Source organism: Sphingobium tyrosinilyticum, assembly GCF_042654265.1.
In the GTDB taxonomy this organism is placed as follows: domain Bacteria; phylum Pseudomonadota; class Alphaproteobacteria; order Sphingomonadales; family Sphingomonadaceae; genus Sphingobium; species Sphingobium tyrosinilyticum.
In genome coordinates this window covers 93,233-110,080 of sequence record NZ_JBHSFZ010000001.1, presented here as the reverse complement: position 1 = coordinate 110,080, position 16,848 = coordinate 93,233, and the positions used below count along the sequence as shown (strand labels likewise).

Here is a 16,848-nt window from a genome sequence, read left to right as displayed (position 1 = left end):
TTCGCAACGTCAGGAACCCATGCCGGTATCGCAGGATCGTCAGCAGACGAACGCCGAAACGGCAAAGCCGCCGATTCCGGAGGACGAGCTCGATCGGTTGGAGGCGCTGGAACATTACCGCCTTGGTGGCATTGGCCGCGAATTAGCGTTTGATCGTATAACCCAGTTAGCAGCAAGCCTGTTCGATGTGCCCATGTCGCTTGTGTCGATCGTCGGGTCGGACACGCAATGCTTCCGCGGGGCCTGCGGCATCGACCAAACTCACACTTCGCGCGATATCGCATTTTGCGCTTTCGCGATCCTGCAGCGAGACGTCATGGTGGTGCCCGATGCGATGCAGGATGCGCGCTTCCGCGGTAACCCGCTGGTGAGGGGCGAGCCGCATATCCGCTTTTATGCTGGCGCGCCGCTGCGGGTGGCCAATGGGCAACCCATAGGCACTCTGTGCATCATTGATTACAAGCCTCGGTTGTTCAGTGAGCAGGACAAAAGCCTCCTAGCCCAACTGGCGCGGACAGTTATCGATTTGATCGAATTGCGGGTTGAAGGCTTCGCGGCCGAGGAGCATCGCCGTAAGCTGGATGAAGAACGGCAGTTGTTGAAACTGACGGTGGAAAATGTCAGCGGCGGGGTGGCCGTGGTCGATCAAGACCTGCGGCTGATGTTGTGGAACCAGGCTTTTGTCGATCTGTTCGACTATGCCCCCGACAGCGTGGATGACGGAGTGGACGCATGCAATCTCATCCGTCTCACGGCCCAACGCGGCGAATTGGGGCCTGGCGATCCTGATCAGATCGTCGCTGGCTTTGTCCAATCCATTCGTACCAATCATAGCCGCCGCTTGGAAATACAGCGCCGCGACGGTCGCATCCTCGACATTCGCCGGGAGTCAATAAGGGGTGGGCGGTTCATCATGACTGCCCGCGATGTCACGCAGGAAAGACAGATTAGCCGGATCAAGGATGAGCTTGTTTCGACCGTGAGCCATGAACTTCGGACGCCGCTGACCGCTATTTTCGGCGCATTGGGTCTCATGGCGGGCGGCGCTGCGGGCGAGTTGCCGGAGCGCGCCAAGCAGTTGGTCGCGATCGGTAGTAAGAATGCCGAACGGTTGATCCATCTGGTGAACGACCTGCTGGACATGGATAAGCTGCAGTCGGGCAAGCTGGCCTTCCATTTTGAGGACCACGACCTGGGCGCTCTGCTGGCCGAGGCGGTTGAGCAGATCGAGCCTTATGCGCAGCGGTTCAGCGTACAGGTCGATTTCGATCCGGCCGCCGCGCCCGTCATCGCCAAGGTTGACGGGAACCGTGTCTGCCAGGTGATGGCCAACCTTTTGTCGAACGCCTGCAAATTCTCGCCCGCCGGAGGGCATGTGCGCGTTTCGCTTGAGCGCGCGGGCCAAGTGGCTCGCATATGTGTCGCCGACGACGGGCCTGGCATCTCAGCCGAATTTCAGACGAGGCTGTTCAAGCGTTTCGAACAGGAGGATGGTGCGCATCAGCTTGGCCATAACGGCACCGGCTTGGGCCTCGCCATCAGCAAGGCCATTGTCGAGGCGCATGGCGGGACCATCGCGCTGGATCCGGCAGCGGAGAGGGGGGCGACTTTCCTGGTCGAATTGCCTCTTTCCCCCATAGATTAAGAAGGGAAAGCGGAGATGACTCGCATCCTGTATGTCGATGATGAGGCTGACCTGCGGGAAATCGCGGCTATGTCGCTGGAGCTGGACCCTGAACTGCAAGTCAGAACCGCGGCGTCGGGCAGCGAAGCACTGGAGCAGGCGAAGCAATGGAAACCTGCGCTTATCCTGCTCGACGTTATGATGCCCGGCATGGATGGACCCGCGACGCTGACGGCATTGGGGATTGATCCAGCCACGCAATCCATCCCTGTGGCGTTCATCACTGCCAAGACGCATCCGCGCCACGTGAATGACTTGAAGTCGCTCGGCGCCTGCGCGGTGCTGGCCAAGCCTTTCGATCCCATGACCCTGGCGGCAACGGTGCGGACCTTGCTCCGTTGATGAGCGGGCCGGATCAGAAGATGGAGATGCTGCGTGAGCGCTTCCACCGGCGGGCAGCGTCAGACCGAGCGGAAATGGTTGTGGCGCTCCGGCAGGGCGACCTTCCGCAGTTGTTGCGACTGGCCCATGGGTTGGCGGGGATCGCCGCCATCTTCGGCTATCGAGAGGTCAGCGTGCGGGCGTCGGCTTTGGAGGACGGGATAGAAAGGGAGCTTGACGGTACGGCGCTGGCGGATCTGGGCGGGGCGCTGATCGCGGCATTGGACGAGGTTGGCGGTTCCTCATGTGACCGGAGGACATAACAGGCCACTCCTTCGATATGCCATTTCGACAAGCTCAATGGCTACTCAGGACGAAGGAAGAGTGGCGAAGGTTTACCGTACACTCGAGGCCCCTCTCCGGGGAAGCGCAGAAAAAGGGCGGCATCCGAAGATACCGCCCCATTCCAGCTATGCTGGACCGGTCAGCTCTGCATGATGCGGAGCCAGGCCGATTACTTGAGCTCGACGGTCGCGCCAGCTTCTTCCAGCTGCTTCTTGATCTTCTCGGCTTCGTCCTTGCCAACGCCTTCCTTGACGGCCTTCGGCGCGCCTTCGACGAGCGACTTGGCTTCGGTCAGGCCCAGGCCGGTGATGGCGCGGACTTCCTTGATGACGTTGATCTTCTTGCCACCGTCGCCGGTGAGAACGACGTCGAATTCGGTCTGCTCTTCAGCGGCCGGAGCGGCAGCGGCAGCGGCCGGGCCAGCGACGGCGACGGCAGCGGCGGCCGAAACGCCCCACTTTTCTTCCAGAGCCTTCGAGAGCTCAGCGGCTTCGAGGACGGTGAGGGCCGAGAGCTGATCGACCAGTGCGTTGATGTCTGCCATGTTACTATATTCCCTTCTGGGCGGGGCATGTGCCCCTGATATGAGAGTTGAAAACCTGTCTTGCCGGAAAAGCCGGGGCCCTTAGGCCGCGTTCTTTTCCGCATAGGCGTTGAAGACCCGCGCGAGCTGCGCAGCCGGCGCCTGGGTGACGGTCGCGAGCTTGGTCGCGGGTGCAACGAGCAGCCCGACAATCTTCGCACGCAGTTCATCCAGCGACGGCATCGAGGCGAGCGCCTTGACGCCCTCCGCGTTCAGCAGCACTTCGCCCATCGCGCCACCAACGATCTCAAGCTTGTCGTTGGTCTTGGCGAATTCGACCGCAACCTTGGCGGCTGCGACCGGATCGGCCGAGGAGGCAAGAGCGACCGGACCAGTCAGCAGGCTGCTGAGGCTGGTATAGTCGGTGCCTTCAAGGGCGATCCTGGCGAGGCGGTTCTTCGTAACCTTGAAGGTCGCGCCGGCTTCGCGCATTTTCTGGCGCAGGTCCGTCGACTGGGCGACGGTCATGCCGAGGTTGCGGGTCACGACGACCACGCCAACTTCTGCCAGATGTGCGTTCAGCGCGGAAACGACCTCAGCTTTCTGATTACGATCCATGCCATTCTCCACTTCATGTCCATCGGACGACCCGATGAACGGCAAAAACCCGCGACGAATCACGGGGCATTGGTCCGAAGGGGAGAGATCGACTGGCCCGCATCCTCATGGGAAAACAGGCAGACCCGGACAGGGCAAAGGCCCGGCCGGTAAAGAACTTTTCCCCGTCTAGGTTGGAGATTAAGAAGGGCAAATTCCCTTCACCAACTGTCTCGGACGGAAGACCATCGACATTGCTGCCGGGGGTCCGCTGCGGGCGCCCCTACAGATTTGTAGGAGCCCTGTCACGCAAAATCTGGCGGTTGGGCGTGGCGAATGGCGGAAAACGGCCGTTTTCCGTCGAAGTTCACACCATATGCGCGCGCGTGCGCAGGCGCGCGTAGGCGGCGTGAGAAGCAGGGCCGATATTTCAAAGACCGGGGCGGGATAAGCAGGTCGGAGGGATGTAGGACAGGGAAGAATGGGTTCTCGAGACAAATAGGATGTTTTTTGGGTAAGCCGTGGCGTGCGGGTTACAGTTGGGGGGAGCAGCGTCGGATCCGATCAGCAGTGGCCCCTCATAAAGCCGGTTCGTTTCGAGCGAAGGTTCGAGCTTGTCGAGAACCAAAGTCGAGACGCACCTGAGGACCACTTTCTCGATACGGCTTCTCGACAAGCTCGAAGCCTACTCGAACCGAACGGTGTTTAAATGGAGAGCTGGGGTCCACCCCTCACTCTCCTACACCCGGTCTGCCTGCACCACGGCATCCAGCGCGCGAAGGGCCGAGAGGATGCGGTTCAAATGCTGGGCGTCGCTTACCTCCAGGTCGATAATGTCGGTGTGGAACGGCCCTTCGCGGTTCACCAGCTGGAGGTTGAGAATGTTCGCCTTCGTCGCGCCGAACACATTGGCGACGGCAGCGAGCGCACCCGGCTGGTTCTTGACGATCACCTGAAGCCGCGCGGTGCCTCCCTTGGACTTGCTGTCCCAGGCAAGGTCGATCCAGTCGTCGTCCTGGCCGGCTTCGAGCGAGCGGCAATCAATGGTATGGACCTCGATCGGCTCGCCGGTGCGGCGCACGCCGACGATGCGGTCTCCGGGGACGGGATGGCAGCAGTCGCCCAGATTATAGGCAATGCCCGGCGTCAGGCCGCGGATGGAGACCGGCGCATGTTGGCGGGGATGCGCTTCTTCCATGCCCTCGGCGCTGGTCGATCCCGGAACAAGAGCCTCCATGACCTCTGAATCCCGCAAGCGATGAGTGGCGATGGCGATCATCAGCGCGCCGCGATCCTCAAGCTTCAAGCGTTTGAGAGCGGCTTTCAGCGCCTTTTCTCCCAGTTCGCTGGCGAGTTCGGGGGAGAGGCGGCCGATAATCTCGTCGTAGAGCTTTTCGCCGAGCGCGATTTCCTCGCCCCGCTGCTTTTGCCGGATGAACCGGCGGATGGCGGCCCGCGCCTTGCCGGTTATGGCGAAGGTGAGCCATCCCGGTTGCGGTTCCTGCCCTTCCGACTTCAGGATTTCGACCTGATCGCCATTTTCAAGCGGCGTGCGGAGGGGCACCACACGGCCGTTGACCTTCGCGCCCACCGTCTGGTTGCCGAGCGAGGTGTGCACTGCATAGGCGAAATCAACCGGGGTCGAGCCCTTGGGCAACTGATGCAGCTCGCCCTTGGGGGAGAAGGCGAAGATGCGGTCCTGGTACATCGCCATGCGGGTATGTTCGAGAAGCTCGTCCGCGTCCTGACTCTGCTCCAGAATTTCAACCAGGTCGCGCAGCCAAGCGGCGTGGTGGTCCGCCGCGTCGCCCTTTTGCTTGTAGGCCCAGTGCGCGGCGAGCCCCAATTCCGCGTCATGGTGCATGTCGCGGCTGCGGATCTGCACCTCGATACGGGCATTGTCCTGATGGATGACGGTCGTGTGCAGCGAGCGGTAGCCGTTGCGCTTGGGCGTGGAGATATAGTCTTTGAAGCGCCCCGGAACCATCTTGTAGGTCTGGTGGATGACGCCCAGCGCGAGGTAGCAATCTTCCGTCGTCTCGGTAATGACGCGGAACGCCATAACATCGGTCAGCTGTTCGAAGCTGATGTGCCGTTCCTGCATCTTCTTCCAGATGGAGTAGGGGTGCTTCTCCCGGCCGGAAACGGTGACAGGCAGGTTCTTCCCGCCCAGCAGCAGCTGCAGTTCCGCGCCGATGCGATCGACCTTGTCGTGCCCGCCTTCCTTCAGCTGTTCCAGACGCTTGGTGATGCTGTCATAAGCTTCCGGCTCCAACTCGCGGAAAGACAGGAGCTGCATTTCGCGCATGAAGTCGTACATGCCGATCCGCTCGGCGAGCGGCGCATAGATATCCATCGTCTCGCGCGCGATGCGGCGGCGTTTCGCTTCATTCTTGATGAAGTGCAGCGTACGCATATTGTGCAGCCGGTCGGCGAGCTTCACCAGCAGCACGCGGATGTCGTCCGACATGGCGAGCAGGAATTTGCGCAGATTTTCCGCCGCCCGTTCATTTTCGGACATCGCCTCAATCTTCGACAGCTTGGTCACGCCATCGACCATGCGCGCGACATCCTTGCCGAACGCATTTTCAATCTCCTCATAGGTGACAAGCGTATCTTCGATCGTGTCGTGCAGCAGCGCGGTGACGATCGTTTGGTCATCCAGGCTGAAGTCGGTCAAAATGCCCGCGACCTCAATGGGATGACTGAAATAGGGGTCGCCGCTGGCGCGCTTCTGGGACCCGTGTTTCTGAACGGAAAAGACGTAGGCGCGGTTGATCATCGCTTCGTCCGCGTTCGGATCGTAGCGTTTCACTCTCTCAACAAGTTCATATTGACGCAGCATTGTTACCCGATTGTCCGGGAAGCATCTTGCTGTGCAACAAAAAAATCCCATCTTGGCGTAAAATGGCCGCGCTTTTGCAACGGCTGTGGCTTTGAGCTATCTAGGCAGGACGATGAAGCACAATCTGGCGCAGGATCTGGAACAATGCGCGCTACCCAGCGCATTGGAAGCGATGGGTGAGCGCTGGTCTTTTCTCATCTTGCGAGGCGCTCTGTCCGGCATCCGGCATTTCGAGGAATTTCAATCCACCCTGGGCATCGCCCGCAACATCCTGGCCAATCGTCTGGCGCGGCTAGTGGAAAACGGCATCATGCTGCGGCAACCGATGCAGTGCGACCGGCGCAAGATTGAATATCGACTGACGGAAAAGGGTCAGGAGTTGGCCCCCGTCATGATCGCGCTGCGGCAGTGGGGAGAAAAGTGGGGTTGCGGTCCTGTGTCCTGCCAAGTGCTGGCTGATCGGCGTGATGGCCAACCGATCCGGAAGATGACCATTCAGGCGCATGACGGGCGGCCGCTGGAATTGAGCGATCTAGTGTGGCTCTGTCCCGACGAGATTACGCCGATGGGTTCGGAGCCCGCTGCGGCTGCTTAGGGCAGGTCCCGGCAAAAAAGCGGTTCCCACTTTTTTGCCGGATGTTCTAGGCTGGCGGCAATGTCTGTGCATCGCATCCAGCCTCAGCCCTTCTTTGCTGACAAGAACCGCGCCTTTTGGAACCTGCAATCAGTAGGCTGGGCGGGCGCTTTCCTGCTCCGCGGCTCTTCGACCATCGCCAATGGTCAGCCGCTCTCCAGCCTAATCCCGGTGATGATTTCGACGGTCACCGGCTATTCGGTGACGTTGCTGATCGCGGTGATCTTTCGTTTCCTGCAGAGACAGCGGCCGATCGTTACCTGGGGCGCTTCGATCGTGACCGTGGTCACCGCGGCGGGACTGGTGGCATTTATCGACGCCTGGGTGTTTTCCACGCAAAATCGCGGCAGTGATACAGCGGGGCTCCAGCTTTTCCTGGGTGCCTTTTATCTTAGCATTACATTGCTCGGAGCTTGGTCTGCGCTCTATTATGCGATCAACTTCTACCTGACGGTGGAGGAGCAGGCCGATCAGCTGCTGCGGCTGGAAAACCAGGCTTCAAGCGCGCAGCTCGCCATGCTGCGTTATCAGCTCAATCCCCATTTCCTGTTCAATACGCTGAACAGCATTTCGACGCTGGTGCTGCTGAAGCAAACGGACCGGGCGAATGCAATGCTCTCACGCTTGTCCTCCTTTCTGCGCTATACACTGATCAATGAGCCGACGGCGCAGGTGACGATCGAGCAGGAGGTGGAAACGCTGAAACTCTATCTGGAGATTGAGAAGATGCGGTTCGAGGACAGGTTGCGGCCCGTCTTTAACATCGATCCCGCCGTGGCGCAGTCGCGTCTGCCTTCCCTGCTGCTGCAGCCGCTGGTCGAAAATGCGATCAAATATGCGGTGACGCCCAAGGAAGAAGGTGCGGAAATCTCCATTACAGCGCAGCCTGCCGGTGAAAACGTCCGGATCGTCGTGTCGGACACGGGTCCGGGATTGAACGAGGGGTTCACCCGCCCGAACAATCCGTCAAGCGAAGGAACAGGCGTTGGCTTGGCGAATATCCGTGACCGCCTGATTCAGGCGTTCGGGGAACGACAGAGCTTTGAAACGCGTTCCACGCCAGGCGGTTTTTCGGTGCAGATCGAAATGCCGCTTAATCTGGATGAACCATCGAAAGTGGCCGCATGACCATAAGAACAATCCTCGTCGACGACGAAAGCCTGGCTATCCAAGGCCTCAAGCTGCGTCTGGAAGCGCATGAGGATGTCGAAATCGTAGAAACCTGCTCGAACGGCCGCGAAGCCATCCGAGCAATCAAGACGCATAAACCCGACCTTGTGTTCCTCGACATTCAGATGCCTGGATTTGATGGCTTTTCTGTCGTCCAGGGCTTGATGGAAGTCGAGCCGCCGCTTTTCATATTCTGCACCGCCTATAGCGACCACGCGATCCGCGCTTTTGAGGCGCAGGCGGTCGATTACCTCATGAAGCCGGTGGATGAAGGGCGCCTCGCCGATGCGCTCGACCGGGTACGCCAGCGCCTTTCTGAAAAGAAGCAGGTGCAGGAGGCGGAAAAGCTGCGCGAAGTGCTGGCCGAGGTTGCGCCGGACGCGATGAATGAATTCAACGCTGGCGGCGACGAGGATGCGCCGTCCTCCAATCGCTTCGAAAAGCTCATCAATATCAAGGATCGGGGCCAGATTTTCCGCGTGGACGTAGATTCGATCGAGCGGATCGACGCGGCGGGCGATTATATGTGTATTTATACTGCCGATAATTCGCTGATTTTGCGCGAAACCATGAAGGATCTGGAGAAAAGATTGGACCCCAGGAATTTCCAGCGGGTGCATCGGTCGACGATCGTTAACCTAAGTCAAGTTCGGCAGGTGAAGCCGCATACTAATGGCGAATGTTTCCTGGTGCTAGAGTCGGGCGCTCAGGTGAAGGTCAGCCGGTCCTATCGGGATGTGGTGGCGCGGTTCGTGCACTGAGTTTCAACGAAAAACCCATTGGCGGTTGAGGCCGAACATCACTGCCGGCGTCACGAAAATCATAGCCGGGATGGGAGACCATTCCGGCCATTGCATATGGGTGACGCAGAGGAATACCCAGAGGGCGTTGAGGGCGTAGCTGAGTAGTGAGACCGCGACGAACTTGATCCCCCGCGCCGCATGCCCTGCATCGCCGCCATGTCCGCGGAAGGTGAAGGCGCTGTGCGTGACATAGCCGATCATGACCGCAGCCAGATAGCCGGTGACGTTGGCGATTTGCGGATGCCATCCGACCAACGCCGCCAGCGTCCAGTAAATCGCCGCCTGGCAAGCGGTGATGAAGAGGCCGCTGACGCCGTACCGGACGATCTGCCAGAACAGGGCCTGTCTTTCCGGCGGCAGGCGTGACAGCAATTTCATGAAGGCCCCGTTGCGATTTGATGCGGAGCCTCTAATCCACCCGCCATGAACTTGCAAAGCGGTGTTCCCTTGCGCGGCCGTGCGATGCGCGCCTTGACCATGCTGTCCACAAGGGCGGAGCGGCACTGGAAATGGCTGACCTTCCTCCTGTGGGTCGTGGCCGTGGCATGGCTGCTCTATTCCCGCTGGCCTTCTATCCATTGGCTGACCCTGAACGACACGGACGACAATATCCGCTTCGTCCAGGTGAAGGACTGGCTGGCCGGGCAGGGTTGGTACGACCTGCGGCAATATCGGCTGGACCCGCCCGCAGGGTTCGACATCCATTGGTCGCGTCTGGTCGATCTGCCGATCGCCGCCCTGATGTTGTTCTTCCGCGCGTTCGTCGAACAGGGGCTTGCCGACCGGCTGGCGTGCGCGATCGCGCCGATGATCCCGCTGCTGCCGCTGATGCTGGCGCTTGGTTTCATCGCGCGGCGGCTCGCTGGCGGCAATGGCTGGATATTGGCCGCGCTGGCCCCCTTCGCCGCGCAGATGGGGATCAGCATGTTCGTGCCGATGCGCATCGATCATCATGGCTGGCAGCTGGCCTTGACCGTCACGATGCTGGCGGGGCTGATTGACCGCAACTGGCTGCGCGGTGGCATCATCGCGGGGGTCAGCAGCGCGCTGTCGATCGCCATCGGCATGGAGATGATCGTCTATCTGGCGGCAGGCGGGGCGCTGATCGCGCTGCGCTGGGTGTTCAAGGAAGGCGCGGGGCGGCGGATGCTGCCCTATGCGCTAAGCCTCGCAGGATCGGTATCCATCCTGTTCCTGATCTTTGCGAGCTACGCCAATCGGCAGATGGTGTGCGATGCGATCTCGCCGATCTGGGTCGCGATCTTCGGCGCGGTCGGCGCTGGCATGACGCTGCTCGCACTGCTGCCGCTGCGCAGTTGGCCTGCACGGCTGGGGGCGGGTATCGTGGTTGGGGCCGCCGTCGCGGCCTTCGCCTGGTTCAACTGGCCCCAATGCCTGACCGGCGCGTACCAGATTTCGCCCGAGCTGGAGCGGTTGTGGCTGGCCAACATCCGGGAAGCCAAGCCGATCACAGTGCAGGCGCGCAGCCTGGTGGTGCCGCTGATGGCGATTCCGGTGGCGGGACTGTTCGGCCTGATCTGGGCGCTATGGGAATCGCGGCGCGACAGTGACCGGCTGTGGGCCTGGGCGACGGTGGGGCTGATGATGCTCTTTTCGACCGCCTTGCTCTTCTGGCAGCTGCGTGCGGGCCCTGCGGCGCAACTGCTGGCTATCCCGGCCGCGGCCTGGGCCGCGCATCGCGTGATCCAGGCGGTCTTCTTCGGCAGGCCCCTGGCGCGCATATTGGGCATCGCGGGAACCGCGCTGCTCGCGACAGCGGCCTTCGCAACACCGCTTTATCCACAGATGAACCAGCTATGGGCGGCTGTGTCGGGCGAGAAGCCCAAGCCGCAGAAGCCCGGGGTCAAGACCAGGTATCAGACGATCAACAAGGCCAATGGCCGTTGCCGCTCGCTGCCAGCGTTGGAAGTGCTGAACCAGCTGGCCCCCGCTACCATTTTCACCATGGTCGATCTTGGGCCGCGCCTGATCGCGACGACGCATCACAGCGCGCTTGCCGGCCCCTATCATCGCAATGGCAAGGTGATCCTGGACCTGCACCATGCCTTTGACGGGTCGCCCGAGGCTTTCCGTCCGATCGCGGCGCGGCATCACGCCACCTATTTGCTGATCTGCCCCGGCTTCCCGGAAGGGACCGTCTATCAGTCGCGCAGCCCGCGCGGCTTTTATGCGGGGATGATGCGGGGCGATGTGCCAAGCTGGCTGCATCGTGTGCCGCTCAAGAGCGGCTTCACCCTGCCTTATACGCTCTACCGGATCGATTATTCAGCGGCGGACGGCAAAAAAGTCTCGCAGCAGCGCTGACGCCTCTGCTTCGCCCAGCCCGCCATAGACCTCCGGCCGGTGCAGGCATTGGGGCTGGGTGAAGAGCCGGGGACCTTGCTCGATCGCGCCGCCCTTGGGATCGGACGCGCCATAATAGAGGCGGGCGATGCGTGCATGGGAAATGGCGCCCGCGCACATGGGACAGGGCTCCAGCGTCACCCAGAGGTCGCAGCCGGTGAGGCGGAAATCGCCAATTTGCGCCGCCGCCGCGCGCAAGGCGACGATTTCGGCATGGGCGGTCGGATCATTATCCCGCCGGTTGCGGTTTTCGCCCTCTCCAATAATCTGTCCATCGCGCGTCACGACTGCGCCAATAGGCACTTCGCCCGCGCGCTCAGCCGCGATGGCGAGGTCAAGCGCCCGGCGCATGGGGGAGGGCAGTGGGAAGGGCGGCACCATGACACCGCCCCCTACAGCATGTTCCTGCGTTACGGAATGATCAGGGCTTTTTCACGTCCACCGTCGGTACTTCGACCGTTTCGTTGCGGGTGCCTACTTCGACCTTCGCCACATCGGCCTGGAATTTAGGCAGTTGCCCGCCCTCTACCGCGATCTTGGGCAGGCTGCCTTCCTGCGTTTTCTGCAGGTTGATGAAGCCGGTGGCGATGCCCCCAGCCAGCAGCAGCAGCACAATCAGCAACAAGCCGCCAATGAGTCGCATTGCGCCTTCCTTTCCTCTATGGGCAGCAAACGTCCGAGCGGGGAAAAGGGTTGCGAAAGCGGTCCGACCATCGGGCGGAGCGGCTTGACGCGCGGTGGGAATCCGGTTAGTGGCGCCGCTTTCCGAACGTACATGAACTACAAGGTTGATTGACTATGTCGCGCATTTGCGAGTTGACCGGCAAGGGCCGCCAGGTGGGTCACAATGTTTCCCACGCCAATAACAAGACGAAGCGCGTGTTCCTGCCCAACTTGCAGAACGTGTCGCTCATCTCCGAAACGCTGGAAACGACCGTGAAGCTGCGCGTGTCGACCCATGGTCTGCGTTCGGTCGAACATAATGGCGGCCTGGACAACTGGCTGCTGAAGACCAACGATGAAAAGCTGTCGCTGAAGGCGCGCCGCCTGAAGCGCGACATCGTGAAGAAGCAGGCTGCTGCGGCCGCCTGATTCGGTTCGATATTCGGCTTTAAGAAGCGGCCTGGCGACGGGCCGCTTTTTTGCGTTGCTCGAGGGTCGAGGCGGATTCGGGATGGGCAATCCGTCACCCCGGATGTGATCCGGGGTCCCGCTTCCTTCCTGCGCTTTCCGAATAAGCGGGACCCCGGGTCGAGCCCGGGGTGACGGTTAGGGAATGTCGGGCCTGCCCTGCTTCAGCGCAAATTTCAGCAGCAGGGTGCGCTGGAAAAATTCGTGATTATCGTCTGACGCGATCCACAGGATAATCCTGCTGCCTTCGCGGGTGATTGCGAGCCCTTCGAAATTGTCGGCCAAGAGCGGTGGCGCGAGCCGGGCGATCGGGCGGGCCCACAGGCGATCGTCGGGGCGGGGGCTGGCGGGCAGTTCGATCACCGCCAAGGTGGCGGTGAAAAGGTCCTTCAGCGTGACGCGGCGGTTCAGCACCAGCAAGCGCCGTCCATCCAACGCAACGGCGTCCGTGGGCCTGTATCCCTTTGGCGGCACATAGCGCAGGTGGATGGGGGATGGGGTGGCGCTCTCCGCAGGGTCGCCGCTGAACAGCAGCGTATCGTGGGTGCCGTCGCCCCTCATCCCCATCTCGGCGATCACGAGGAAGCGGCCATCCGGCAGGCGCGCCATCGATTCTATCGAGCCGGTCTCCGGCCATGCTTCGATCTCCGGCCATGTGCGGCAGGATTCTACCCGCGAAAAGCCGGGCGCATAGCGGCAGATGCGCTGGAGCATTTCAAAGCCGACCCAATAGCGATCCGTGACCGGATCATGGGCAATCGCTTCTGAATCCCAGGCCCACCAGGGCTGATCCTGGTCCTGCGTTCGCACCGGCAGGGGCGCGATGAAGGGATGGCGGCTGCCGGGGCCGGGATGGAGGGTGAAGCCCATTAACGTGCCGGAGTCGCTCAGCGCAAGCACTTCGTCCCGCCCATCGACCAGGAGCGAGGAGATGCCGCCGAAGCCGCGATGGGGGCTGCTGAGCTGCCAGCCTCCGAGATAGTCGAGCGCGCCGCTGCTGTGGATCGCCGGGTCCGTAGCGCTTAAAGGCAGCGCCCGCGCGGTGACGAGTAGGCGGCCAGGGCCAAACAATTCAGGCTTATTCTTGTGCGGCGCCGGCAACAGCAGGATCGCAAGGAGCAAAACGATCAATATTCGGCGCATCGCCCCCGCCATAAGCAATCCGGTGCCGCGAACCAATGGCCTTCCTGCCTAATCAGTCCGCGCATGGGACATGTGCTCTTTTTAAGCGTAGAATGGCGGATCACGAGAAAGCGCTGACAAGCATTTGGACGGAGGAGATTTTATCTGAACGGCGGCTGACACGCCCATTCAGGCTTGGCTCAATGCGAATCGGGCAAAAGGGGTGCAATCGATGGTGCGGGCAACACCAATATGCACCGGGATCGATGGCAAGATTTTGAGGAGCAACGCCATGAAGACCAAGTTTTTGATCAATATGGGGGCGGCGCTGGCAATGGGCGCTGCCTCTCTCGCCGTCAGTGCGGCGCCGGCCCAGGCGCGCGATGGCTGGGGCCGTTATGAACGCGGCGACTATTATCGCGGCGACAGGGGCTATCGTGGTTATCGCGGCGACTATTATCGCGGCTATCGTGGCGACCGCTATTATCGCGACAATTATTATCGCGGTTACCGGGGCGGCTATCGTTGCCGGGACAATGGGACCGGCGGGACCATCATCGGTGCGATCGCGGGCGGCCTGCTCGGCAATGAGATCGGCAAGGGCAGCGGCCGCTATGGACGCCGGGGTGACGGCACGACGGGCGCCATCGTTGGCGCGGGCGTGGGTGCGCTGGCCGGCCGGGCGATCGATCGCGACTGCTGATTACGGTCCGCATTATTAAAGAAGAAGGGCTGCCCGTTGGGCGGCCCTTTTTTTTGCCCGCCGCGGGCTGGGGGTGGAGCTGTCACCCAAGCCCAATAGAAAAGGGCCGCTCCGTTGCCGGGCGGCCCTGTTCCCAACATATCCCGAAAGGGAATTACATCGCGTTGGCGGTGGCGTTCGCGGCAGCGTTGCTGGCGTTTTCAGCAGCGTTGGCAGCGTTCACGGCAGCGTTCTCAGCGGCGTTCATGGCATTGTCGGCAGCATTCGAAGCATTCTCAGCAGCGTTGGCCGAAGCATTGGCGGCGTTGTCGGCGTTACCCGAGCAAGCGGCGAGGCCGAGCGACGCGGCGAGAACGAGCGAAAGAGCAATCGACTTGGTCATGGGCAAACCCCTCTCAGAGATAAAAACAGTGCAGACCACTCTCGGAGAAAAGTTCACCCCCCTTTGCGCCTGCGGGGCCGATTCGTAATGAATTGGGCGACTCATGGCAATCCCATTCATGCGACTCGCCATTTTGCTGGCTTTTGTCGAAGTGGCAAAGGGAAGTCGCGGCGCGGCCATTGACGTATATAAAGATTTCTTTATATGGATAAAGCATGAGCGCCGCACTCGACATCTTCAGAGCTTTGAGCGATCCGACGCGGCTGCGTATCATCTATCTGCTGCGCGCGATGGAGCTGGCGGTCGGGGAGATCGCGCAGGTCGTGGGCCAAAGCCAGCCGCGCGTTTCCCGCCATGTCCGCATCCTTGCCGAAGCGGGATTGGTCGAGCGGCGCAAGGAAGGCAATTGGGTTTTTCTGCGATTGGGGCAAGCCGTCGCGATCGCGCCGTTCCTGACGCTTTTCGATCAGTTGGTCCCGTCCGAAAGCGAAGAGCTGTGGCAGAAGGCCGACCTTGCCCGGCTGGCGGCGGTGCGGGCGGACCGTTCGCGCGCAGCGGAGAGCTATTTCGCCGAACATGCCGAGGAATGGGACGCGATCCGGTCGCTGCATGTGCCTGATGTGGATGTGGAAGCCGCGATGACGGCGCTGCTGGGGGCGGAGGCGATCGGGCATTTGCTGGATATCGGCACCGGCACCGGGCGGATGATCGAGCTGTTCGGCCCGTCGGCCGATCAGGTCACAGCGCTTGATCGCAGCCCCGACATGTTGCGCCTGGCGCGTGCCAAGCTGCCTGAGGATGCAGGGGGCAAATATGCGCTGGTGCTGGGCGACTTCGGCGCGCTTCCGCTGGAGCCGGGCAGCATCGACACGGTGGTGCTGCACCAGGTTCTGCACTATGCGCAGGCGCCCGAGGTAGTGATCGCCGAGGCGGCTCGGGTGACTGCGGCAGGGGGCCGGGTGCTGATCGCGGACTTTGCGGCGCATGAGAGGGAAGAGCTGCGGCTGCGCGACCAGCATGCGCGGTTGGGCTTTTCCGACGAGCAGATCGAAAGCTGGTTCGCGCAGGCGGGCCTGGAACTGGAGCGGGTGGAGGTGATGCCCGGCCAGGAACTGACGGTGGTATTATGGCTGGGGCGGCGTCTGGGCGCGCGCATCCTGCGACATGAAGGACGACTTTCCGCATGACACTTTCCTTTCCTTCCGTCGAAGAGGCCCGGCGGGCGCTGGACGCGCCGCTCTATGCGGACCTCGCGGGCGACCTGAATGTGAGCTTCGAATTCTTCCCGCCCAAGACGGAGAAGATGGAGGAGCAGCTCTGGTCCGCGATCGAGACGCTGACGCCGTTGGCGCCGAAGTTCGTATCGGTCACCTATGGCGCGGGCGGTTCGACGCGGGAGCGGACGCATAACACGGTGGCGCGGATCGCGAAGGAAACGCCCCTGTCGGCGGCGGCGCATCTGACCTGCGTGGCGGCGAGCAAGGCCGAGATCGACGAGGTGGTGGACGCCTATTGGGAAGCAGGCGTGCGGCATATCGTCGCGCTGCGCGGCGATCCGCCTGAGGCGGGCTGCAAATTCGAGCCGCATCCGGAAGGCTACCAAGGCGCGGCGGAACTGGTCGAAGGGCTGCGTAAGCGGCATCCTTTCGAAATTTCGGTGGCGGCCTATCCCGAGACGCATCCCGACGCGCTGAATGCGCAGAGCGACATCGATAATCTCAAGCGCAAGCTGGACGCGGGCGCGAGCCGGGCGATCACGCAATTCTTCTTCGAGCCGGACACCTTCTTCCGTTTCCGCGACACGGTTGCGGCGGCGGGGATCGATGCGGAGATCATCCCCGGCATCATGCCGGTCAGCAATTTCGCGGCGGTTCAGCGCATGTCGGCCATGTGCAACACCGATGTTCCCGGCTGGATGGGCAAGCTGTTCGAGGGGCTGGACGACCTGCCCGCTGCGCGGCAGCTGGTGTCCGCGACGCTGGCGGCGGAACTGTGCCGCAAGCTTTATGCGGGTGGGGTGCGCGACTTCCATTTCTATACGCTCAACCGGGCGGAACTGAGCTATGCGATCTGCCATCTGCTCGGGCTTCGGCCGCAGGTGGCGGCGATGGCGTAAGATGTTGAGTTCCGTTCGTCCTGAGTAGCATTGAGCGAAGTCGAAATGGCGTATCGAAGGTTCCTTCGATACGGGTCTTTGGCAAGCTCAGCCCCTACTCAGGACGAA

Annotated in this window: 19 protein-coding genes; 11 read left to right on the top strand and 8 right to left on the bottom strand. The window is 61.6% G+C overall.

The window, feature by feature from the left end; translation table 11 throughout:
* Positions 1-19 precede the first annotated feature (19 nt).
* The 3 genes from ACFO3E_RS00580 to ACFO3E_RS00570 are packed head-to-tail and all read left to right on the top strand — an operon-like array spanning position 20 to position 2,328.
* Positions 20-1,645: a GAF domain-containing sensor histidine kinase gene (locus ACFO3E_RS00580; protein WP_066525069.1), complete on the top strand. Its 1,626-nt coding sequence runs from the start codon at positions 20-22 to the stop codon at positions 1,643-1,645.
* A 15-nt stretch (positions 1,646-1,660) separates the two neighbouring features.
* Positions 1,661-2,026 carry a response regulator gene (locus ACFO3E_RS00575; protein ID WP_066525067.1) on the top strand — a complete coding sequence of 122 codons (366 nt, stop codon included), beginning with the start codon at positions 1,661-1,663 and terminating at the stop codon, positions 2,024-2,026.
* Positions 2,026-2,328: an Hpt domain-containing protein gene (locus tag ACFO3E_RS00570; protein ID WP_066525064.1), complete on the top strand. Its 303-nt coding sequence runs from the start codon at positions 2,026-2,028 to the stop codon at positions 2,326-2,328. Before ACFO3E_RS00575 ends, ACFO3E_RS00570 begins: the two co-directional genes overlap by 1 nt.
* 191 nt (positions 2,329-2,519) lie before the next feature.
* Here ACFO3E_RS00570 and rplL read toward each other — a convergent pair whose 3' ends face one another.
* From rplL to ACFO3E_RS00555, 3 genes are all read right to left on the bottom strand, one after another.
* Complete coding sequence (gene rplL / locus ACFO3E_RS00565; RefSeq protein WP_066525063.1) at positions 2,520-2,894, bottom strand: 50S ribosomal protein L7/L12; 375 nt, start codon at positions 2,892-2,894, stop codon at positions 2,520-2,522.
* An 81-nt stretch (positions 2,895-2,975) separates the two neighbouring features.
* Entirely contained in the window at positions 2,976-3,491 is a 516-nt protein-coding gene (rplJ, locus tag ACFO3E_RS00560) for a 50S ribosomal protein L10 (protein ID WP_066528753.1), read from the bottom strand.
* Positions 3,492-4,209: 718 nt separating this feature from the next.
* Positions 4,210-6,315, bottom strand: a complete 2,106-nt coding sequence (locus ACFO3E_RS00555; protein WP_380801715.1) for a RelA/SpoT family protein — start codon at positions 6,313-6,315, stop codon at positions 4,210-4,212.
* A 112-nt stretch (positions 6,316-6,427) separates the two neighbouring features.
* Between ACFO3E_RS00555 and ACFO3E_RS00550 the strand changes: the two genes are divergently transcribed.
* The 3 genes from ACFO3E_RS00550 to ACFO3E_RS00540 are packed head-to-tail and all read left to right on the top strand — an operon-like array spanning position 6,428 to position 8,880.
* A complete protein-coding gene (locus tag ACFO3E_RS00550) occupies positions 6,428-6,910 on the top strand; it encodes a winged helix-turn-helix transcriptional regulator (protein ID WP_380801713.1) in 483 nt (160 codons plus the stop codon).
* Positions 6,911-6,970: 60 nt separating this feature from the next.
* Positions 6,971-8,077 carry a sensor histidine kinase gene (locus tag ACFO3E_RS00545; RefSeq protein ID WP_066525054.1) on the top strand — a complete coding sequence of 369 codons (1,107 nt, stop codon included), beginning with the start codon at positions 6,971-6,973 and terminating at the stop codon, positions 8,075-8,077.
* Positions 8,074-8,880 carry a LytR/AlgR family response regulator transcription factor gene (locus tag ACFO3E_RS00540; protein ID WP_062118703.1) on the top strand — a complete coding sequence of 269 codons (807 nt, stop codon included), beginning with the start codon at positions 8,074-8,076 and terminating at the stop codon, positions 8,878-8,880. The genes ACFO3E_RS00545 and ACFO3E_RS00540 overlap by 4 nt, the downstream gene beginning before the upstream one ends.
* A 3-nt stretch (positions 8,881-8,883) precedes the next feature.
* Here the strand turns inward: ACFO3E_RS00540 and ACFO3E_RS00535 are convergent, their stop codons facing one another.
* Positions 8,884-9,300 (bottom strand): GtrA family protein, encoded by a 417-nt coding sequence (locus tag ACFO3E_RS00535; protein WP_066525051.1) that lies wholly within the window; start codon positions 9,298-9,300, stop codon positions 8,884-8,886.
* 45 nt (positions 9,301-9,345) lie between these two features.
* Here ACFO3E_RS00535 and ACFO3E_RS00530 point away from each other — a divergent pair, with 45 nt between their 5' ends.
* On the top strand, positions 9,346-11,247 hold the full coding sequence (locus ACFO3E_RS00530; RefSeq protein WP_380801710.1) for a hypothetical protein: 1,902 nt from the start codon (positions 9,346-9,348) through the stop codon (positions 11,245-11,247).
* Here the strand turns inward: ACFO3E_RS00530 and ACFO3E_RS00525 are convergent.
* Positions 11,209-11,667, bottom strand: a complete 459-nt coding sequence (locus ACFO3E_RS00525; RefSeq protein WP_066525036.1) for a nucleoside deaminase — start codon at positions 11,665-11,667, stop codon at positions 11,209-11,211. The two genes, ACFO3E_RS00530 and ACFO3E_RS00525, sit on opposite strands and share 39 nt — an antisense overlap.
* Before the next feature lie 40 nt (positions 11,668-11,707).
* Positions 11,708-11,929 (bottom strand): hypothetical protein, encoded by a 222-nt coding sequence (locus ACFO3E_RS00520; RefSeq protein WP_066525034.1) that lies wholly within the window; start codon positions 11,927-11,929, stop codon positions 11,708-11,710.
* 155 nt (positions 11,930-12,084) lie between these two features.
* Here ACFO3E_RS00520 and rpmB point away from each other — a divergent pair, with 155 nt between their 5' ends.
* Positions 12,085-12,378, top strand: a complete 294-nt coding sequence (gene rpmB, locus ACFO3E_RS00515) for a 50S ribosomal protein L28 (protein ID WP_066525033.1) — start codon at positions 12,085-12,087, stop codon at positions 12,376-12,378.
* A 177-nt stretch (positions 12,379-12,555) separates the two neighbouring features.
* On the opposite strand, the gene ACFO3E_RS00510 is transcribed toward rpmB, so the two are convergent.
* Positions 12,556-13,560, bottom strand: coding sequence for an esterase-like activity of phytase family protein (locus ACFO3E_RS00510; protein ID WP_380801707.1), 1,005 nt, complete (start codon positions 13,558-13,560; stop codon positions 12,556-12,558).
* A gap of 271 nt (positions 13,561-13,831) precedes the next feature.
* Here ACFO3E_RS00510 and ACFO3E_RS00505 point away from each other — a divergent pair, with 271 nt between their 5' ends.
* The gene (locus tag ACFO3E_RS00505; protein ID WP_066525032.1) at positions 13,832-14,242 is read left to right on the top strand and encodes a glycine zipper 2TM domain-containing protein; all 411 of its coding nucleotides are present in this window, start codon (positions 13,832-13,834) and stop codon (positions 14,240-14,242) included.
* A 154-nt stretch (positions 14,243-14,396) separates the two neighbouring features.
* Here the strand turns inward: ACFO3E_RS00505 and ACFO3E_RS00500 are convergent, their stop codons facing one another.
* Complete coding sequence (locus tag ACFO3E_RS00500; RefSeq protein ID WP_066525028.1) at positions 14,397-14,624, bottom strand: circumsporozoite protein; 228 nt, start codon at positions 14,622-14,624, stop codon at positions 14,397-14,399.
* A 215-nt stretch (positions 14,625-14,839) separates the two neighbouring features.
* Between ACFO3E_RS00500 and ACFO3E_RS00495 the strand changes: the two genes are divergently transcribed.
* Positions 14,840-15,811 (top strand): ArsR/SmtB family transcription factor, encoded by a 972-nt coding sequence (locus ACFO3E_RS00495; protein WP_066525025.1) that lies wholly within the window; start codon positions 14,840-14,842, stop codon positions 15,809-15,811.
* A complete protein-coding gene (metF, locus tag ACFO3E_RS00490) occupies positions 15,808-16,740 on the top strand; it encodes a methylenetetrahydrofolate reductase (RefSeq protein ID WP_066525022.1) in 933 nt (310 codons plus the stop codon). Before ACFO3E_RS00495 ends, metF begins: the two co-directional genes overlap by 4 nt.
* Positions 16,741-16,848: the final 108 nt, after the last annotated feature.

Coding starts and splice junctions, on each gene's coding strand:
- ACFO3E_RS00510 (WP_380801707.1), bottom strand. CDS start 13,560: ATGCGCCGAATATTGATCGTTTTGCTCCTTGCGATCCTGCTGTTGCCG.
- ACFO3E_RS00580 (WP_066525069.1), top strand. CDS start 20: ATGCCGGTATCGCAGGATCGTCAGCAGACGAACGCCGAAACGGCAAAG.
- ACFO3E_RS00540 (WP_062118703.1), top strand. CDS start 8,074: ATGACCATAAGAACAATCCTCGTCGACGACGAAAGCCTGGCTATCCAA.
- ACFO3E_RS00505 (WP_066525032.1), top strand. CDS start 13,832: ATGAAGACCAAGTTTTTGATCAATATGGGGGCGGCGCTGGCAATGGGC.
- rplJ (WP_066528753.1), bottom strand. CDS start 3,491: ATGGATCGTAATCAGAAAGCTGAGGTCGTTTCCGCGCTGAACGCACAT.
- ACFO3E_RS00570 (WP_066525064.1), top strand. CDS start 2,026: ATGAGCGGGCCGGATCAGAAGATGGAGATGCTGCGTGAGCGCTTCCAC.
- rplL (WP_066525063.1), bottom strand. CDS start 2,894: ATGGCAGACATCAACGCACTGGTCGATCAGCTCTCGGCCCTCACCGTC.
- metF (WP_066525022.1), top strand. CDS start 15,808: ATGACACTTTCCTTTCCTTCCGTCGAAGAGGCCCGGCGGGCGCTGGAC.
- rpmB (WP_066525033.1), top strand. CDS start 12,085: ATGTCGCGCATTTGCGAGTTGACCGGCAAGGGCCGCCAGGTGGGTCAC.
- ACFO3E_RS00575 (WP_066525067.1), top strand. CDS start 1,661: ATGACTCGCATCCTGTATGTCGATGATGAGGCTGACCTGCGGGAAATC.
- ACFO3E_RS00500 (WP_066525028.1), bottom strand. CDS start 14,624: ATGACCAAGTCGATTGCTCTTTCGCTCGTTCTCGCCGCGTCGCTCGGC.
- ACFO3E_RS00535 (WP_066525051.1), bottom strand. CDS start 9,300: ATGAAATTGCTGTCACGCCTGCCGCCGGAAAGACAGGCCCTGTTCTGG.
- ACFO3E_RS00525 (WP_066525036.1), bottom strand. CDS start 11,667: ATGGTGCCGCCCTTCCCACTGCCCTCCCCCATGCGCCGGGCGCTTGAC.
- ACFO3E_RS00495 (WP_066525025.1), top strand. CDS start 14,840: ATGAGCGCCGCACTCGACATCTTCAGAGCTTTGAGCGATCCGACGCGG.
- ACFO3E_RS00550 (WP_380801713.1), top strand. CDS start 6,428: ATGAAGCACAATCTGGCGCAGGATCTGGAACAATGCGCGCTACCCAGC.
- ACFO3E_RS00530 (WP_380801710.1), top strand. CDS start 9,346: ATGAACTTGCAAAGCGGTGTTCCCTTGCGCGGCCGTGCGATGCGCGCC.
- ACFO3E_RS00555 (WP_380801715.1), bottom strand. CDS start 6,315: ATGCTGCGTCAATATGAACTTGTTGAGAGAGTGAAACGCTACGATCCG.
- ACFO3E_RS00545 (WP_066525054.1), top strand. CDS start 6,971: ATGTCTGTGCATCGCATCCAGCCTCAGCCCTTCTTTGCTGACAAGAAC.
- ACFO3E_RS00520 (WP_066525034.1), bottom strand. CDS start 11,929: ATGCGACTCATTGGCGGCTTGTTGCTGATTGTGCTGCTGCTGCTGGCT.